Annotated in this window: 16 protein-coding genes; 8 read left to right on the top strand and 8 right to left on the bottom strand. The window is 70.6% G+C overall.

Annotated elements, in window-relative coordinates; translation table 11 throughout:
• Positions 1 to 28 precede the first annotated feature (28 nt).
• The 5 genes from AC07NB_RS14585 to AC07NB_RS14605 all read right to left on the bottom strand — a co-directional run bounded on the left by AC07NB_RS14585 (position 29) and on the right by AC07NB_RS14605 (position 5,199).
• On the bottom strand, positions 29 to 1,672 hold the full coding sequence (locus tag AC07NB_RS14585; protein ID WP_492312018.1) for a M20/M25/M40 family metallo-hydrolase: 1,644 nt from the start codon (positions 1,670 to 1,672) through the stop codon (positions 29 to 31).
• A gap of 17 nt (positions 1,673 to 1,689) precedes the next feature.
• Entirely contained in the window at positions 1,690 to 2,913 is a 1,224-nt protein-coding gene (locus tag AC07NB_RS14590) for a BaiN/RdsA family NAD(P)/FAD-dependent oxidoreductase (protein WP_492312712.1), read from the bottom strand.
• Positions 2,914 to 2,975: 62 nt separating this feature from the next.
• The gene (locus AC07NB_RS14595; protein WP_494570578.1) at positions 2,976 to 3,827 is read right to left on the bottom strand and encodes a metallophosphoesterase family protein; all 852 of its coding nucleotides are present in this window, start codon (positions 3,825 to 3,827) and stop codon (positions 2,976 to 2,978) included.
• The gene (locus tag AC07NB_RS14600) at positions 3,827 to 4,798 is read right to left on the bottom strand and encodes a diacylglycerol/lipid kinase family protein (protein ID WP_291837003.1); all 972 of its coding nucleotides are present in this window, start codon (positions 4,796 to 4,798) and stop codon (positions 3,827 to 3,829) included. Before AC07NB_RS14600 ends, AC07NB_RS14595 begins: the two co-directional genes overlap by 1 nt.
• 59 nt (positions 4,799 to 4,857) lie before the next feature.
• Positions 4,858 to 5,199 carry a hypothetical protein gene (locus AC07NB_RS14605; RefSeq protein WP_291837001.1) on the bottom strand — a complete coding sequence of 114 codons (342 nt, stop codon included), beginning with the start codon at positions 5,197 to 5,199 and terminating at the stop codon, positions 4,858 to 4,860.
• Positions 5,200 to 5,358: 159 nt separating this feature from the next.
• On the opposite strand from AC07NB_RS14605, the gene AC07NB_RS14610 reads away from it, so the two are divergent.
• From AC07NB_RS14610 to AC07NB_RS14625, 4 genes are all read left to right on the top strand, one after another.
• A complete protein-coding gene (locus AC07NB_RS14610) occupies positions 5,359 to 5,700 on the top strand; it encodes a YMGG-like glycine zipper-containing protein (RefSeq protein ID WP_291836999.1) in 342 nt (113 codons plus the stop codon).
• A gap of 97 nt (positions 5,701 to 5,797) precedes the next feature.
• A complete protein-coding gene (locus AC07NB_RS14615; RefSeq protein WP_492312020.1) occupies positions 5,798 to 6,256 on the top strand; it encodes an OmpA family protein in 459 nt (152 codons plus the stop codon).
• A 96-nt stretch (positions 6,257 to 6,352) separates the two neighbouring features.
• Complete coding sequence (locus tag AC07NB_RS14620; RefSeq protein ID WP_494570579.1) at positions 6,353 to 8,494, top strand: protein-disulfide reductase DsbD family protein; 2,142 nt, start codon at positions 6,353 to 6,355, stop codon at positions 8,492 to 8,494.
• A gap of 11 nt (positions 8,495 to 8,505) precedes the next feature.
• Positions 8,506 to 9,174, top strand: a complete 669-nt coding sequence (locus AC07NB_RS14625) for a thioredoxin family protein (RefSeq protein WP_492312022.1) — start codon at positions 8,506 to 8,508, stop codon at positions 9,172 to 9,174.
• Here the strand turns inward: AC07NB_RS14625 and AC07NB_RS14630 are convergent.
• Positions 9,171 to 9,647, bottom strand: a complete 477-nt coding sequence (locus AC07NB_RS14630; RefSeq protein ID WP_494570580.1) for a hypothetical protein — start codon at positions 9,645 to 9,647, stop codon at positions 9,171 to 9,173. The genes AC07NB_RS14625 and AC07NB_RS14630 overlap by 4 nt on opposite strands.
• Positions 9,648 to 9,750: 103 nt before the next feature.
• Between AC07NB_RS14630 and pgi the strand changes: the two genes are divergently transcribed.
• The gene (gene pgi / locus AC07NB_RS14635; protein ID WP_494570581.1) at positions 9,751 to 11,376 is read left to right on the top strand and encodes a glucose-6-phosphate isomerase; all 1,626 of its coding nucleotides are present in this window, start codon (positions 9,751 to 9,753) and stop codon (positions 11,374 to 11,376) included.
• A 287-nt stretch (positions 11,377 to 11,663) separates the two neighbouring features.
• Here the strand turns inward: pgi and AC07NB_RS14640 are convergent, their stop codons facing one another.
• On the bottom strand, positions 11,664 to 12,092 hold the full coding sequence (locus AC07NB_RS14640; protein ID WP_494570582.1) for a YMGG-like glycine zipper-containing protein: 429 nt from the start codon (positions 12,090 to 12,092) through the stop codon (positions 11,664 to 11,666).
• Positions 12,093 to 12,250: 158 nt separating this feature from the next.
• On the opposite strand from AC07NB_RS14640, the gene AC07NB_RS14645 reads away from it, so the two are divergent.
• The 3 genes from AC07NB_RS14645 (at position 12,251) to groL (ending at position 15,825) form a co-directional block, all read left to right on the top strand.
• Complete coding sequence (locus tag AC07NB_RS14645; RefSeq protein WP_494570583.1) at positions 12,251 to 13,696, top strand: tetratricopeptide repeat protein; 1,446 nt, start codon at positions 12,251 to 12,253, stop codon at positions 13,694 to 13,696.
• 140 nt (positions 13,697 to 13,836) lie between these two features.
• On the top strand, positions 13,837 to 14,124 hold the full coding sequence (gene groES / locus AC07NB_RS14650) for a co-chaperone GroES (RefSeq protein WP_492312025.1): 288 nt from the start codon (positions 13,837 to 13,839) through the stop codon (positions 14,122 to 14,124).
• A 51-nt stretch (positions 14,125 to 14,175) separates the two neighbouring features.
• Positions 14,176 to 15,825 carry a chaperonin GroEL gene (gene groL, locus AC07NB_RS14655; RefSeq protein WP_492312026.1) on the top strand — a complete coding sequence of 550 codons (1,650 nt, stop codon included), beginning with the start codon at positions 14,176 to 14,178 and terminating at the stop codon, positions 15,823 to 15,825.
• Between the two features lie 166 nt (positions 15,826 to 15,991).
• Here groL and mdh read toward each other — a convergent pair whose 3' ends face one another.
• Positions 15,992 to 16,954, bottom strand: a complete 963-nt coding sequence (gene mdh / locus AC07NB_RS14660) for a malate dehydrogenase (protein WP_291835762.1) — start codon at positions 16,952 to 16,954, stop codon at positions 15,992 to 15,994.
• Between the last annotated feature and the right edge of the window lie 131 nt (positions 16,955 to 17,085).

Consider the following 17,085-nt stretch of genomic DNA (forward strand, 5'->3'; position numbering starts at 1 on the left):
GTCCTCCTACCGGCCTCGCCCGCGTCCGTCACTCCCGCCGATCCGCCGAGGCGTTCCGCGCCGCCTCGAACTCGGCGCCTGCGTTCCATTGCGGCCACTCCCGGCTGTCGGCCAGGTCGCGGCCAACGGCGTAGAGCAGGTTCACGTCCACGGCGGCGGCGTCCATCACCCAGTCCGGCGTCCACTCGTCCGAAGGCTGATGATAGCGGTTCTGGACGTAGTCCCGGCTGGCGGCGTTGTGGCCGGTGAAGCCGGCGGCGGCGAACAGGGCCGGGACGCCCATCTTGGCCAGCGGGAAGTGGTCGGAGCGGTAGAAGCCGCCGGCCTGGGGCGCGGGGTCGGGGATCAGGCGGCGGCCCTGTTCGGTCGCCCGGCGTTCGATCCAGGCGTCGGTCTGGCTCTTGCCGGCGCCGATGACGACGATCTCGGGCGAGACCTCCGTGCCCGGAAGGAAGCTGTCCATATTGATGTTGGCGACCGTGGTCTCCAGCGACCAGACCGGATTGGCGGCGTAGTATTCCGCGCCCAGCAGCCCCGCCTCCTCTGCGGTCCAGGCGGCGAAGACCACCGAGCGCTGCGGCGGCGGGCCTTCCTTGAACAGCCGCGCCAGTTCCAGCACGGCGGCCACGCCGGTCGCGTTGTCCACGGCGCCGTTATAGATGTCGTCGCCGTTCTTCGGCGTGGCGCGGCCATAGGCGTCCCAGTGGGCGCCGTAGAGCACCGTCTCGTCCGGATGCTCCGACCCCGGAATGCGGGCCAGGATGTTGCGGCTTTCGATGTTGGCGTGGGTCTGGCCGAAGTCGATCGACATCGTCACCCCGGGCAGTGCGACCGGCCGGAACTCCGGCGTACGGGCCTGATCGCGCAGGGCGGCGTAGTCGAGACCCGCGTCGCGGATCAGCTGTTCCGCCACCGCGCCCTGGATCCACCCTTGGGCCGGCACGCGCTCGGCCTCCCAGTTGGTCCGCACGATGTCGAAGTCGGGCGCGGTGGAGGAGTTCTCCAACACGCTCCAGCCATAGCCGGCGCCGGCGGTGTCGTGGATGACCAGAACGCCCGCGGCCCCCTGCCGCGCCGCCTCCTGGAATTTGTAGGTCCAGCGACCGTAGAAGGTCATCGCATTGCCGTCGAACCGGTCCGTCACAGGGTGGCCCTCGGGCGCGCCGAAGTCGGGGTCGTTGACGATGACGAGCAGGATCTTGCCCCGCACATCGACGTCCTTGAAGTCGTCCCAGTTCCGCTCGGGCGCATCGACGCCGTAGCCGGCGAAGATCACCGGGGCGTCGGCGACGGTGATGCGGTCGACGGGCCGGTCGCTGGCCACGAGGATCTGCGGACCCCGCTCCAGCGTCCGGGTCGCGCCGCCGACGGTGGCCGTGATGACGGCGGGTCCGTCCTGCTGGGTGCGGCTGAGATGGGCGGTCTGCACCCATTGGCCGTCCGGTCCCCCCGGCTCGAGGCCGAGCGCCCGGAATTGCGCCACTACATAGTCGACGGTCTTCTGTTCGCCCGGCGTGGCCACGCCCCGGCCTTCGAATTCATCCGAGGCGAGGACGCGGGTGTATTCGTTGAGGCGGGCTGGGTTGGCCTGCTGGGCCCAGGACAGACTGGGGGCGGCGCTCGCGAGACAGAGCAGCGCCGTGGCCGAAACGAGGATCGATCTCAGGCGCATGCGGATACTCCGGGCGGTCAGGACGGGCGGTCACCCTGCCCCGCGGGACCCAGCCAGTCCAGCAGCCCGTCCGCCGCGACCACGCCCGACGCCAGGCTGGCCTGAAGCAGATAGCCGCCTGTCGGAGCCTCCCAGTCCAGCATCTCGCCGGCCACGAAGACGCCCGGCAGGGCCTTGAGCATCAGCCGATCGTCGACCTGGTCCAGACGGACGCCCCCCGCCGAGGAAATGGCCCGCTCCAGCCCCTGCACCCCGGTCAGGGTCAGGCGCACCGCCTTGATCCGCCGGGCCAGCTTGTCGGCGCCTTCCGGGATCGCGCCCGGGATTTCCCGCATCAGTCCGACCGCCGCAGGCGACAGGCCGCCCGCCTTGCGCAGCCAGTTGGTGACGCTGTCCTTGCCGCGCGCCCGGGTCAGCCGGGCCGCGAGTTGTTCGATGGTCAGGTCGGGGCGGAGATCGACCGCCACCGTCGCGGCGCCGTCGCGCGCGATGGCGTCGCGCAGGGCGGCGGACAGGGCGTAGACCACCCCGCCCTCCAGTCCGTAGCGGGTCAGCATCAGATCGCCGCGCACGGTCTGGCCATCGTGGGTCAGGCTGATGGTCTTCAGCGGCTCGCCCGCGAACCGCTCGATCAGGACCTCGCTCCACGCCACGTCGAAGCCGACGTTGGAGGGGCGGAAATCCGCGACCTCGACTCCCGCCGTGCGCAGATCGTCCGCCCAGCTCCCGTCCGAACCCAGACGCGGCCAACTGGCTCCACCGAGCGCCAGAACCACGGCGTCGGCCTGTTCGACGGTCTCGCCGTTCGGGGTGGCGAAGACCCAGCCGCCGTCGCGGCGGCCGGTCCAGCGCGAACGGGTCCGCACCTCGACGCCCAGGTCCGACAGCCGGCCCAGCCAAGCCCGCAGAAGGGGGGAGGCCTTCATCGCCCTGGGGAACACCCGGCCCGAGGAGCCGGTGAAGGTCGCCTGTCCCAGACCCTCCGCCCAGCCGATCAGGCGGGTGGGGGAGAAGCGGTCCAGCCAGGCCGAGACCGCCGGCGCGGCCTCATTGTAGCGGCCCAGGAAGCTGTCCAGCGGCTCGGAGTGGGTCAGGTTCAGGCCGCCGCGTCCGGCCATCAGGAATTTGCGAGCGACCGACGGCATGGCCTCGTGGACCACGACGCGGACGCCGCCGCCGGCCAGCCGTTCGGCGGCCATCAGGCCCGCGGGTCCGGCGCCGATCACATGGACGGTCTTCATCACGGTTTTGCTTTCGATCGGACGGGCGGGACCTCAAGCGCGGTTCGGGCCGCCGCGCAACCTCAGACCGCCGCGCGCTCGCGCTCGCCCGGAGCGTTGGGATCGGGCGCGGTAGCGGGTTTGCGCGTGTCCTGGCGGCGCGGCAGCCGCCAGGTCTGGCTGGGCTCGAACCGCTCGCCGGTCCAGGCGATCGCCGTCACCGTGATCTCGTGGGCGTCCCATTCGATCTGGTTGAAGCCGGCCGGAACCCCCCGCTCGCGGTGCGACAGCGTCCCGCAGCCGACCGCATAGGAGCAGTGGTCGCCCAGGTTGATCGGCAGGGCGAAGGGCACATGGACGTGGCCCGTGGTGATGAGATCGACCCCGGCCTCGGCGAAGATCAGCGCCGCCTCGTCGCCGCGCTTCACATCGCCGGTCATGGGCGTGCCGATCATCTCGACCAGCGGATGATGGCAGGCCAGCACGCGCAGGGCGCCGACCGGGGCCTGCCGCAGGGCTTCGGCGGCCTTGCGGGTCTGATCCAGGTCGATGATGCCCTTGGACCAGTTGGCACGGGCCTGCCAGCCGCGCGCCGTCACCACGCCGCGCACCATGAGGTCGGGGCTGAGGAACTGGTGATCGTGGGCCGGATGTCCGGTGGCCTTCTCAAACGCCTTCCACGGATGGAACAGGCGCGCGGTCAGGCTCCAGTAGGGCACGTCGTGATTGCCGACGATGACGAAGCGCGGGTCTGGCATGCGCCGGATCCACTCGCCCGCCGCGGCGAACTCGTCAGGGAAGCCCTGCTGGGTGATGTCGCCGGTGATCAGGATCAGGTCGGCCGGGTGGGCATGGGCGTAGTCGAGCGCGGCGGCGCAGGCGTGGCGATGCTCGCAGCCGAAATGGATGTCAGAGAACTGGAGGATACGCCCCACTAGACGGCGTCCTCCGCCGCCGGCGGGATGGGCGCCAGCGCCTGGAAGGCCTTGGGAATGAAGCGCACCTTGGCCTCATGCCGCAGCAGCACCGGCTCGCCGTCGATGACGGCCGGGATGCGCGAACGGGCGCGGATCGTGACGTTCCGGGTGGCGCGGGTGGTCACCGCCGGATCCTGTCGCCAGTCGTCCATCACCGCATGCGCCGCCAGACGGAAGGCTTCCATGGCGTCGCTGGGGTTCATGGCCGCAGCCTCCAGCCCGGTGTTCTCCTCCATGGCGCGCGAGATCATCGGGCTGATCAGGACCAGGGCCTCTGCGCGGCGCTCGGGCCGCTGGTCCAGCGAGAAGCGCAGGCGGCCGCTGAACGCCCGCTTGAAGGCCCGGCGGGCGTAGAGCCAGGCCAGTTTCAGCTTGCCGGTCCGCATGGCCTCGCGGGCGGGCGCCCACAGCGCCGGCGAGCCCATGATGGCCGCGCAATAGAAGGCCTGTTTGACCTCGCCGTCCGTGACCTCGCCGCCCGCGACGCACTGGGGCGCGCCCTCCTCGAGGGCTTTCTGGAGCGCCAGCTTCCAGTCGGCGGTGCCGTACAGCGCCCGCGGCAGCATGTTCATGGTGCCGCCGGGCAGGGGCGCGACAAGGGGGCCGTCCGGACCGGCGCGCGAGGCGATCGTGCCAGCGGTGCCGTCGCCCGCCAGCACGAACAGGACGTCGGGCCTGGCGTCGAGCGCATCCTGGATCTGCTGGTCGAACTGGTCGCCTTCCAGCGACACCACCGAGGCGTCACAGGCGTACTGGGACAGGATGGCCTCGGCCTCCGCCACCGCGCGCGAGCCCACGCCGCCGGACAGCGGATTGACCAGCATGATCACCCGCGACAGCTCCAGATGGGGCGTCAGCGGGCGTGGTTCGACGACCGCATCCGGAGATGCGGCCGCCGGGTCGGAAACCGTAGCCGTTGTCGTGCTCATGCCGCCCGAACGTCCCGCGACGGGGGATGTTCCGGCGGCGCGAGGCCCCGCGGCGCCGGTTATTTCTTGAGTTCGTCGGTGGCGGCGGCGGCGCCGGCCTGGGCCGCGTCACCCGCCTTGCCGGCCGCGGCGCCGGCGGCGTCGACCGCCTCGTCAGCGACCTTGGGCGCCTCGCCCTTCACGGCGGCCACGGCGCTGGAGATCCAGCCGTCCATGATCGCGCCGCCTTCAGCCAGCGACCGTTCCTTGACGCCCAGCACGGCCGTCAGAACGCCGAACACCGCCAGCAGGGTCACGATGACGCCCACCAGGGGATTGGCCCCGCGCCGACGCCTGGTGCGCGCCCATACCGGGCTGTGCTCGCCATCGTCCGCCATACGAACCGGTTCAGAAAAACGCATACGAAACCCCCGTCTCACCCGAAAATCCCGACGCGCGCCCTCCGCGCCGCCGGAACCAAGCCTAATACAGGCTTAACCTTCGTCATAGGCCGGGGAACCGTGACGCTTATCCAGCGTTCTCACCCACGGGGCGAACCCGAGGGATGTGAGGAACACACCATGAAGAAGGCGATCATCGCGATTGCGGCCGCCGGCATGATGGCTTCGGCCTGCGCCAGCGACGGCTACGGCGGCTCGAATGAAACGGTCCGTCAGGGCGCCATCGGCGCCGGCATCGGCGCTGTCGCCGGCGCCATCATCGGCAACAACGTAGGTAACGGCAACGCCGGCACCGGCGCGGCCATCGGCGCCGTCGTCGGCGGCGCCGCCGGTGCGATCCGCGGCTCGTCGCAAGACCGCGCCAACCAGCGCCGTTACAGCGACAGCCAAGGCCGGTACTACTATTGCTACGACGGCCGTCAGGACGAGTGCTATTGGGAAAACGGTCAGCGCCGCCGCTAGGGAGCGCGGGCCTTTAGCCTGAAGTTCCGGGGCGGTTCGTCGGCGACGAGCCGCCCTTTTTCTTGCGCCGCCCGGGGCTGGGCGGAGGAGACAGGGGATGCCTATGAAACGTCTGATCATCATCACGACCGCCGCGGCGGCCCTGGCCGGGTGCGGCTGGACGCCGGGCATGCGGGACCGCAGCGAATTGGTCGCCGAGCCATCGGCGTGCTCGACGAAGCGGTTCGAGGTCTATTTCGCCGAGAACGAGGCGCGGCTGACCAATCCGGCGCTGCAGGCCATCGGCCTGACGGCGACGCAGCTGCAGGGCTGCGACATCAAGCGGGTGCAGGTGCTGGGCCTGGCCTCGGCCACCGGCGACGTGGCCTCGAACCTGAGCCTGTCCGAACGCCGGGCCGTGGCGGTGGCCGAGGCGCTGGCGGCCGCCGGATGGCCGACCCCGGCCTTCGAGCTGGGCGCGGTCGGCGACGCGGGCGCGACCACGACGGCGGGCGCCAACGAGCCCATGCGCCGCCGCACCGAGGTGCTGGTGGAAGCCGCGCCCCGCGGACGCTGATCCGGAACGCTGAGGCGACCTGACGCTGGCGGCGGACAGTGACGGCGGGGGGCAGGGGCGGCTAAGGTCCCCGCTTCCCGAGCGAGAGACCGTCGCGTGCGCCGCCTGCTGTTCCGTTTCCTGATCCTGACCGGCCTGCTGCTGGCCCCCGCCATGGCTTGGGCGCAGGCCGGCCCCCAGCGCAGCGAGCGCATCGAGGCCGAGCTGGTCTCGATGAGCCGCTGGGCCGCGCCGGGTTCGACCGCCGTGGTGGCGATCCGTCAGGACATCCAGCCCGGCTGGCATACCTACTGGCGCAATCCGGGCGATTCCGGCGGCGCGACCACCCTGAACTGGACCCTGCCCAACGGCGTGCGCGCCGGCGAGATCGTCTGGCCCCTGCCCGAGCGGCAGCGGCTGCAGGGGCTGGTCAACTACGGCTATGAGGGCAAGGTCTATCTGCCGGTGCCGGTCGAGATTCCCGCCGACGCCCGGCCCGGCTCGACCCTGCCGCTGTCGGTGAAGGCCCTGTTCCTGGTCTGCAGCGCCGAGATGTGCGTGCCGGACGAACTGACCCTGAACATGGACCTGCCCATCCGCGAGGGCGCCGCGCCCCAGGATTCCGCCCACGGCGCGGCCATCGCCCGGGTTCTGGAACAGGCCCCGCGCCCGGCCGGGATCACCGCCCGGGCGACGCTGGACAACGGCGTCCTGACCCTGACCGCGACCGGCGGGCCGCTGGCGGGCAAGGATCCGGGCGCCGGCTACTTCTTCCCCTACGCCGCCGGGACCATCGACCACGCCGCCGCGCAGACGGGCTCATGGGGCCCGAACGGCCTGACGCTGGTGCTGGGCGCGGGCGGCAAGGTCCTGGCCGGAGGGTTGACCGGCCCGGTGACGGGCGTTCTGGCCACCTCAGAAGGGGCGTTCGAGATCACCGCTGAGCCGGGTCCCGTCCTGCCGGGCGCGACCGGGTCGGGCGACCTTGCCGCCCTGCCCGACGCGGCCCCGGCGGCGCAGGCCCCGGGGACCGGCTGGGCCGTCTTCGCCCAGGCCATGGCCTTCGCCCTGCTGGGCGGGCTGATCCTGAACCTGATGCCCTGCGTCTTCCCCATCCTGGCGATGAAGGCGGCGGCGTTGGCGGCCTCGGCTCACAACGCCCGGCGCTCGCGGATGGACGGGCTGGCCTTCCTGGCGGGCGTTCTCGTCACCTTCCTGGTCCTGGCGGGCGTGCTGCTGGGCCTGAGGGCGGCCGGCGAGGCGATCGGCTGGGGCTTCCAGCTGCAGTCGCCGCCGGTGACGGCGGGACTGGCCGTGCTGATGCTGGCCGTGGCCCTGAACCTGTCAGGGGTCTTCCACGTCGGGGCCGGGCTGCAGGGCGCCGGGTCCGGTCCGCTGGCCCGCCTGCCGGGCGGGATCGGCGCCTTCTTCACCGGGGCGCTGGCCGTGATCGTGGCCGCGCCCTGCACGGCGCCCTTCATGGCCTTCGCCCTGGGCGCCGCCCTGCTGATGCCCTGGCCGATGGCGCTGGCGGTCTTCCTGATGCTGGGGCTGGGCCTGGCCCTGCCCTATGTGCTGGTCAGCCTGAGCCCGCGCCTGCTGGCCAGGCTGCCGCGCCCCGGCGCCTGGATGGAGCGGCTGAAAGGCCTGCTGGCCTTCCCCATGTACGGCGCCGCCCTGTGGCTGGCCTGGGTGTTCAGCCGCCAGACCGGAGCGGACGCCCTGGGCCTGCTGTTCGTGGCCGGACTGCTGGCGGCGGCGGGTCTGTGGCTGGTCGGCGCCGGTCAGGGGCAGCAGGCGCTGGGCCGACGCGGCGTGATCCATGCGACGGCGGGTCTGGTCCTGCTGGTGCTGGCGGGCGGAGCCCTGACGCTGGCCGTGCGGGCGCCGGTCGAAGCCGCCGCCGATCCCGCCGGACCCGAGGCGGCCGCCTGGTCGGCGCCGGCCGTCGACGCCGCGCTGGCGCAAGGCCGCCCCGTGCTGGTCAACTTCACCGCCGACTGGTGCGTGACCTGCAAGATCAACGAGCGCACCGCCCTGGGCGCGCCGGGGGTGAAGCGGGCGATGGAACAGACCAACGCCGTCTACCTGGTCGGGGACTGGACGCGGCGCGATGACGCAATCACCGCCGAGCTGCAGCGCCGGGGCCGCTCCGGCGTTCCTCTTTATCTGCTGTACCGGCCCGGACAGGCGGAGCCCGAAGTCCTGCCCCAGTTGCTGACCGAGGGCGTCGTCGTCGAGGCCCTGACCCGCCGCTGAAGGAGACCGCCATGATCCGCCTGACCGTCGCCGCTCTCGCCGTTCTCGCCCTAGCCGCCTGCCAGCAGCCCGCCGCCGCGCCGGAGAAGGCGAAGGCTCCGGCCCCGGCGGCCGCTCCGGGCGCGATGCCGATGGCCGGTCAGGCGGCTCCAGCCTTCACCCTGGTCGACGCCGAAGGCGCGCCGCGTTCCCTGGCCGACTACCGCGGCAAGGTGGTGGTGCTGGAGTGGACCAATGAGGGCTGTCCCTATGTGAAGAAGCACTACTCCGGCGCCATGCAGGCCCTGCAGCGCGAGGCCGTCGAGGACGGCGTCGTCTGGCTGAGCGTCATCTCCTCGGCGCCGGGGACGCAGGGCTATGTGACCGGAGACGACGCGCGCGGCTGGAAGGCCCGGACCGGAGCCAACTCGACCCATCTGCTGCTGGATCCGACGGGCCAGGTCGGCAAACTGTACGGGGCCAGGACCACGCCGGACATGCGGATCATCGATCGCGAGGGGCGGCTGGTCTATGTCGGCGGCATCGACGACAAGCCGACCACCGATACGGCCGACCTGCAGGGCGCGACCAATTTCGTGCGCCGGGCCCTGGACGATCTGGCGTCGGGCAACCCCATGCGCACCGCCTTCGCCACCCCTTACGGGTGCTCGGTGAAGTATGCGGAGACGGCGGAGACCTAGACCGGCGGCGCGGGCGGGGCGGTGATGACCTCGACGTTGTCGTTCAGCAGATAGGCCAGCTCATCCAGGGCCACGCGGCGGGCGGCGGGCGAAGCGGCGGATTCCACGGCCTCGACCTTTTTCGGCATGTCTTCTGAAATGCCGCGCAGGATGCATTTCAGGTCGCCGTCGGTGCCGCGTTCCTTGAGGATCAGGTGACCCTGCATGTCCAGCGCTGCCAGTTCGGCGGCGCGCGCCTTGAAACCGGTGAAGATCGCGCCGGTCAGGAAGTTGGGCTGGTCGGCGGCGCCCGAGGCCATCCAGTCGCGGACGACGCCGCGCAGGTCGCCCGAGCGGGAGATGATGTCGGCGAACAGGGGCTCGCCGGCGACCGAAACCGGTGCATCGGCGGCGGGCGGCGGCAGGGCCGCGGCGGCGGCCACGTTCGGATCGGTGAGCAGCAGGGAAATGGCCAGGGCGACGCCGCAAGACATGGCGAACCTCAATTGTTTTGCCGAATCACGGATTCAGCGTTGAACCGGCTTACGCCCGACCCGTAAACGAGGGTTTACCTCTCCCGCATCGAGTCCCCCGCCGATGACCGCTCGCAAACAAGCCCTCGACCTGCTCCGCGCCGTCGCGCGCAAGGACGCAGGGGCGCGCATCGTCCATCATTTCGCGACCGATCCGGGCCGCGTCGACCGGATGAGCGTGGACGCCGCGGGCCTGTATCTGGACCTGTCGAAACAGTCGTGGAGCGCCGAGGGCTTCGAGGCCGCGCTGGACGTGGCGCGGGCCTGTGACGTCGAGGGCCGTCGCGCCGCCCTGTTCGGCGGCGAGGCCGTGAACAACACCGAAGGCCGCGCGGTCCTGCACCCGGCCCTGCGCGCCGCCGCCGGCGCCGACTTCCACGCCCTGGGCGAACCGGTGTCGAAGGAGGTCGACGAGACCCGCAAGGCCATGGCGGCCTGGACCGCCGACATCCGGTCGGGCGCGGACACCGGCGGGACCAAGCAGCCGTTCACGGCCATCGTCCACATCGGCATCGGCGGCTCGGACCTGGGGCCGCGCCTGCTGTGGGACGCCCTGCGCCCGCTGGAGCCGGCTATCGACCTGCGCTTCGTCGCCAACATCGATCCGCGCGACATGGCCGAGGCCCTGGCCGGGCTGGATCCGGAGACGACGCTGATCGTGGTGGTGTCCAAGACCTTCACCACGCAGGAGACGCTGGCCAACGCCGACCTGGCCAAGGCCTGGCTGGCCGAGAGCCTGTCGCCGCGCCGTATGGTCCGGCATCTGGTCGGGGTCACCGCCGCGCCGGAGAAGGCCAAGGACTGGGGCTGCGGCCGCACCTTCGGCTTCCGCGACTGGGTCGGCGGCCGCTATTCGCTGTGGTCGGCGGTCAGCCTGTCGGTCGCCGTGGCGCTGGGCTGGGACGTGTTCGAGCGGGTGCTGGCCGGCGCCCGCGCCATGGACGAGCATTTCACTCACGCGGACCTTGAGAAGAACGCCCCGGTGCTGCTGGCCCTGGCGCAGATCTTCAACGTCGAGGGCCTGGGCCGCAACGCCCGCACCGTCGCCCCCTACGCCCACGGCCTGCGCCGCCTGCCCGCCTTCCTGCAGCAGTTGGAGATGGAGTCGAACGGCAAGCGGGTGAAGCGTGACGGAAGCCCCGTGGACACCGGCACAGGCCCCATCGTCTTCGGCGAGCCCGGCACCAACGGTCAGCACGCCTTCTTCCAGCAGATTCACCAGGGTCCGACGGTGGTCCCCGCCGAGTTCGTGGTGGTCGCCCACACCTCGACGGCGGCGATCGACGACCGCGAGGGCGACGCCCCCCTGTGGTCGAACGCCCTGGCCCAGGCCCAGGCCCTGATGGTCGGCAAGACCGAGGCCCAGGCGCGGGCCGAGCTGATCGCGGCGGGCGCCGACGAAGCCGAGGCCGACCGTCTGGCCCCGCACAAGACCTTCCCCGGCGACCGGCCCTCGACCACCATCCTGACCGACGCCCTGACCCCCGAGGCCGTGGGCGCCCTGCTGGCCCTTTATGAGCACAAGACGTTCGTCGAGGGCGTGATCTGGGACATCAACAGCTTCGACCAGTGGGGCGTCGAGCTGGGCAAGGTCCTGGCCAAGGCGATCCTCAAGGACGTCGAGGCGGGCGAACCCTCGCCGGGGCTGGACCCGTCGACGGCGGAACTGATGAAGCGGCTGATGGTGTGACCCACAGGGACCTTCTCCCGATGGGAGAAGGTGGCCGGGCGTAGCCCGCTCGGATGAGGGGACGCTGATTCATTCGGCCTTCCGCCGCTCCGGTCGGCGACACAGCTTACGCCGACCGCCAAGGATCGACCCTCACCCTTTCGCGCAGGGACGACGGCTGCGCCCTCGTGCGCTCAAGCCCTCTCCATCGGGAGAGGGTGCGAAGAAAAAGGCGGCCCCGTTGCAGAGGGGCCGCCTTCCTCGCCCACGTCCGGCCTACTTATGCGGCCGGACGAAGAGGTGTCTGACTACCAGCGGCGATCGTAGCGGTAGTCGCGGTCGCGACGGTCATAGCGGTCGTCGCGGCGATCACGACGGTAGTCGCGATAGTCCTGGCGCTGCTCCCAGCGCGGGTCGCGGCTGTTGATGCCGTGCTCGCGTTCCCAGTGGCCCTGGTTCCGGTAGCACCGGCCGCCGCGGTAGTAGCCGCAGTCGTCGCCGCGATTGCTGGAGGCGGTGCCGACCGCCGCGCCGGCAAGCGCGCCGCCGGCGATGTAGGTGCCGTCGCCGTTGCCGATCAGGGCGCCGGCCAGGCCGCCGACGACGGCGCCGACGATGGCGTTGCGGCCGGTGTTGTCGCGGTCACGGCTCTGGGCCTCGGCGGGGGCGGCGGCCATCAGGGCCAGGGCGCCGACCAGGGCCGGCGAGGCGAAAGCGATCTTCGAAAGCATCTTCATGGTCGTGTCCCTTCAAACGGTTCGGCGCTGTCCGCCGGTTGTGGAGACCCTTATGAGCGTGGCCGTCTGAACGAGTTCGGGGGGAGGCGTTCAGATACGGTTCACCTTGCATACAACGCCGTAATGCGGCCCTGTGCGGGTCTGAGGGGGAGGCGCGGGTGCGGCGGCTGATCGGGATCGGGATTCTGGGGGCGGCGCTGGCGCTGGCGGCGACGCAGGCCCTCGCCCAGACCGCCCCGCCTCAGGAGCCGCCTCCCCGCCCGACCCGGCCCGCGCCGGTTCCGCCCCCGCCGCCACCCCCTCCGCCGCCCCCGCCGCCCCCGGCCGATGTGCGCATCTCGGCCGAGACCGAAATCGACCCGGTGCGCGCCATCCTCGTCCGCGAGAGCGACCCGCAGGCGGCCGCCGAGGCCCTGGTGGCCCTGGGTATCGAACGCTACGGCGCCGATGACGTCCCCGGCGCCGGGGCGGCGCTGAAGGCCGCGGTCGAGGTGGTGGAGACGCGGCTGGGCCCGGTCGCGAAGGCGCTGGTCCACCCGCTGGCGGTGCAGGCGCGTCTGAAGCTGGAGGTCGGCGACTATCCCGGGGCCCTGGCAGACCTCGAGCGGGCCCTGTCCCTGATGGACGAGGCCTCCGATCCGCTGGAGCGGGCCACCCTGATCTACGACCGGGCCCGGACCTTGGACGCCCTGGGCCGCAACGAGGAGGCCGAGGCCGCCGCGCGCGAAAGTCTGGCCATCCGCCGGGCCCAGCTGGGCGAGGTGCACGAGAAGACCGCCGACAGCCTGAACCTGGTCGCCAACGCCCTGACCGCCCAGGGCCGCCACGCCGAGGCCGATCCCCTCTATCGGCAGGTGCTGGGCATGTATGAGGTGCTGTACGGCCCCGACGACTTCCATGTCGCCATCGTACTGTCGAACCTGGGCAACTCCCTGCGCCGCACCGGGCGCGCGCATCAGGCCGAGCCGCTGTATGTGCGCGCCGTGACCATCGCCGAGGGGGCCAATGATCCGGTGCTGCTGGCCCAGTGCCTGACCAATTACGGCTGGTTCCTGCATGTCGCCGGCGACGGGGCGCGGGCCGAGGCGCCGTTCCGCCGAGCGCTGGCGCTGGCCCTGGAGATCGTCGGGCCGGATCATCCCTTCACCGGCAACGCCCGCGCCAACATCGGCTACGCCCTGTCCGACCAGGGGCGCTGGACCGAGGCCGAGGAGCCGTTCCGGCAGGGGCTGGCGATCTCCGAGGCCGGCGTCGGCGCCGACAGCCCGGACCTGCTGGACACCCTGACCGGCTACGCCGCCGTGCTGGACCGGCTGGGCCGGGGCGAGGAGGCGGAAGGCCTGTACCGCCGCGCCCGGACCATCGCCGGCGCCCGCCTGCCGCCCGCCCACGCCACGGCCCTGGCCGGAACAGAGCAGTATGCGGGCTTCCTGATCAACCGGGCGCGCTCGGACGAAGCCCTGGTGCTGGTGCGCGGCGGGCTGGGCGACCTGCTGGGCCAGCAGGCCCGCGGCCGCGACTGGCGCACCCGCGTGCGCGGGGCCCGTCCCCTGTTCGCGCGGCAGGTCGAGGCCGCCTGGACCCTGGCCGCCGCGACCGATTGATCCTCTTAAATCAGCGGTCCTGCTTGACGCTGTGGGCCGCCCGCCCTACCTCCCGCTCGCGTTAGCACTCGGGGCTGTCGGCTGCCAAAATCGACGGTCGCCCGGGTCGCGCATCGAACTTCTCAAGGGAGATACATCAGATGGCGTTTCGTCCGCTCGGCGACCGCGTGCTCGTGAAGCGCGTTGAAGAAGAATCCAAGACCAAGGGCGGGATCATCATCCCCGACACCGCCAAGGAAAAGCCGCAGGAAGGCGAAGTCGTCTCCGTCGGCCCGGGCGCCCGCGATGACAGCGGCAAGGTCAATGCGCTGGAACTGAAGGCCGGCGACCGCATCCTGTTCGGCAAGTGGTCGGGCACCGAGATCAAGATCGACGGCGAAGACCTGATCATCATGAAGGAATCGGACGTCCTGGGCGTGCTGTCCTAAGCACCCGCGTCTGACTTTCCTCCCCAAAATCATAGAATTAGGAGCTGCCTGATGGCTGCCAAACAAGTTCAGTTCTCTACCGACGCCCGCGAAAAGATGCTGCGCGGCGTCAACATCCTCGCCAATGCGGTGAAGGTGACCCTGGGTCCCAAGGGCCGCAACGTCGTGATCCAGAAGTCCTTCGGGGCCCCGCGCTCGACCAAGGACGGCGTGTCGGTCGCCAAAGAGATCGAGCTGGAAGACGCCTTCGAGAACATGGGCGCCCAGATGATCCGCGAAGTCGCTTCGAAGACGAACGACAAGGCGGGCGACGGCACCACCACCGCGACCGTCCTGGCGCAATCGATCGTGCAGGAAGGCCTCAAGTCCGTCGCCGCCGGCATGAACCCGATGGATCTGAAGCGCGGCATCGACAAGGCCGTCACGGTCGTCCTGGCCGACATCAAGGCCTCGGCCAAGAAGGTCTCGAACAACTCCGAGATCGCCCAGGTCGGCACCATCTCGGCCAACGGCGACTCCGAAGTCGGCGAGATGATCGCCAAGGCGATGGAAAAAGTCGGCAACGAAGGCGTCATCACCGTCGAGGAAGCCAAGACGGCTGAAACCGAGCTGGACGTCGTCGAAGGCATGCAGTTCGACCGCGGCTACCTGTCGCCCTACTTCATCACCAACGCCGACAAGATGGAGGTTCAACTCGAGGAGCCGCTCATCCTGCTCCACGAGAAGAAGCTGTCCTCGCTGCAGGCCATGCTGCCGATCCTGGAAGCCGTCGTGCAATCGGGCCGTCCGCTGGTGATCATCGCCGAGGACATCGAGGGCGAGGCCCTGGCCACCCTGGTCGTCAACAAGCTGCGGGGCGGCCTGCGCGTCGCCGCCGTCAAGGCTCCGGGCTTCGGCGACCGCCGCAAGGCCATGCTGGAAGACATCGCCGTCCTGACCGGCGGTCAGGTCATCTCGGAAGACCTGGGCATCAAGCTCGAGAACGTCACCCTCGACATGCTCGGCAAGTCCAAGAAGATCACCATCACCAAGGACGACACCACCATCGTCGACGGCGTCGGTGAGAAGGACGCGATCGAGGCCCGCATCGGCCAGATCAAGGCCCAGATCGAAGCCACGACCTCGGACTACGACAAGGAAAAGCTGCAGGAACGTCTGGCCAAGCTGGCCGGCGGCGTTGCTGTCATCCGCGTCGGCGGCTCGACCGAAGTCGAAGTGAAAGAGAAGAAGGACCGCGTCGACGACGCCCTGAACGCGACCCGCGCGGCCGTTGAAGAAGGCATCGTCCCGGGCGGCGGCATCGCGCTGCTGAAGGCGACCAAGGCGCTGGAAGGCCTGACCGGCGACAACGCCGACCAGACCGCCGGCATCGCCATCATCCGCCGCGCCATCCAGGCCCCGATCCGTCAGATCTCGGAAAACGCGGGCGTCGAAGGCTCGATCGTGGTCGGCAAGGTGCTGGAGAACGCCGACAAGTCGTTCGGCTTCAACGCCCAGACCGAAGAGTACGGCGACCTGGTCAAGATGGGCGTCATCGACCCCGCCAAGGTGGTCCGCACCGCCCTGCAGGACGCCGCCTCCGTGGCCGGCATCCTGATCACGACGGAAGCCGCTGTCGCCGACGCGCCGAAGAAGGCCTCGGCCGGCGCCGCTCCGGGCGGCATGGGCGGCATGGGCGGTATGGGCGACATGGACTTCTAACCGGATCGAGGCGGGCGGCGACGCCCGTCTCGTGACGTCCCGGCGAAAGCGGGGTCCGTATCGTTCAGCGCTTCAGCTGAAACAAAAGAGGGCGCCCCGGGAAACCGGGGCGCCCTTTCTTATGGGTGGCCGGCGCCCGCAAGCGGGCGACCGGGACGTTGTCAGATCAAGCCAGCGAGGGCTCGATGTCCTTGCACGCCTGGATCAGGCCCTGCACCGACTCGACCGACTTGGCGAACATCGCCTTTTCGTCGGCGTTGGTGGTGAACTCGATGACCTTCTCGACGCCGCCGGCGCCGATCAGGGCCGGCACGCCGACGTAGAGGTCCGACAGGCCGTATTCGCCCGACAGCCAGACGGCGCAGGGCAGGACGCGCTTCTGGTCCAGCAGGTAGGAGCGGGCCATGGCGATGGCCGATTCAGCCGGGGCGTAGAAGGCCGAGCCGGTCTTCAGCAGGGCCACGATCTCGCCGCCGCCCTTGCGGGTGCGCTCGACGATGGCGTCCAGTTCGGCCTGGGTCAGGAAGCCGGCGGCGACGGCGTCCGGCAGCGGCAGGCCGCCGACCGTCGAGTGACGGACCATCGGGACCATGTCGTCGCCGTGACCGCCCAGGGTCCAGGCGTGAATGTCCTGCACCGAGACGCCGGTCTTTTCGGCCAGGAAGTAGGCGAAGCGGGCCGAGTCGAGCACGCCGGCCATGCCGACGACCTTTTCCTTGGGCAGGCCCGAGAATTTCTGCAGGGCCCACACCATGGCGTCGAGCGGGTTGGTGATGCAGATGACGAAGGCGTTCGGCGCGTGGGCCTTGATGCCTTCACCCACGGCCTTCATGACCTTCAGGTTGATGCCGATCAGGTCGTCGCGGCTCATGCCCGGCTTGCGCGGCACGCCGGCGGTGACGATGCAGATATCGGCGCCGGCGATGTCGGCGTAGTCGTTGGCGCCCTTCAGGGCCACGTCCTGGCCGAACACGGCGGAGGCCTCGGCGATATCCAGCGCCTTGCCTTGCGGGGTGCCTTCGGCGATGTCGAACAGGATGATGTCGCCCAGCGCTTCACGCGCGGCCACGTGGGCCAGGGTGCCGCCGATCATACCGGCGCCGATGAGGGCGATCTTCGCGCGAGCCATATCATTCTCCGTTGGCCTACCGCGCTTTGCGCTACCTGAGGCCGGGTCAGGGTGGGGAGGGAAGGTTGGCGGCGGTCTAGACCCGCGCGCTTTCGCCTGCAACCGTGACGCCGCGTGAGGTTTTCCCGACC

This window comes from Brevundimonas sp. GW821-FHT09G01, assembly GCF_059416065.1.

Coding starts and splice junctions, on each gene's coding strand:
- AC07NB_RS14585 (WP_492312018.1), bottom strand. CDS start 1,672: ATGCGCCTGAGATCGATCCTCGTTTCGGCCACGGCGCTGCTCTGTCTC.
- AC07NB_RS14590 (WP_492312712.1), bottom strand. CDS start 2,913: ATGAAGACCGTCCATGTGATCGGCGCCGGACCCGCGGGCCTGATGGCC.
- AC07NB_RS14600 (WP_291837003.1), bottom strand. CDS start 4,798: ATGAGCACGACAACGGCTACGGTTTCCGACCCGGCGGCCGCATCTCCG.
- AC07NB_RS14605 (WP_291837001.1), bottom strand. CDS start 5,199: ATGCGTTTTTCTGAACCGGTTCGTATGGCGGACGATGGCGAGCACAGC.
- AC07NB_RS14610 (WP_291836999.1), top strand. CDS start 5,359: ATGAAGAAGGCGATCATCGCGATTGCGGCCGCCGGCATGATGGCTTCG.
- AC07NB_RS14615 (WP_492312020.1), top strand. CDS start 5,798: ATGCCTATGAAACGTCTGATCATCATCACGACCGCCGCGGCGGCCCTG.
- AC07NB_RS14625 (WP_492312022.1), top strand. CDS start 8,506: ATGATCCGCCTGACCGTCGCCGCTCTCGCCGTTCTCGCCCTAGCCGCC.
- AC07NB_RS14630 (WP_494570580.1), bottom strand. CDS start 9,647: ATGTCTTGCGGCGTCGCCCTGGCCATTTCCCTGCTGCTCACCGATCCG.
- pgi (WP_494570581.1), top strand. CDS start 9,751: ATGACCGCTCGCAAACAAGCCCTCGACCTGCTCCGCGCCGTCGCGCGC.
- AC07NB_RS14640 (WP_494570582.1), bottom strand. CDS start 12,092: ATGAAGATGCTTTCGAAGATCGCTTTCGCCTCGCCGGCCCTGGTCGGC.
- groES (WP_492312025.1), top strand. CDS start 13,837: ATGGCGTTTCGTCCGCTCGGCGACCGCGTGCTCGTGAAGCGCGTTGAA.
- groL (WP_492312026.1), top strand. CDS start 14,176: ATGGCTGCCAAACAAGTTCAGTTCTCTACCGACGCCCGCGAAAAGATG.
- mdh (WP_291835762.1), bottom strand. CDS start 16,954: ATGGCTCGCGCGAAGATCGCCCTCATCGGCGCCGGTATGATCGGCGGC.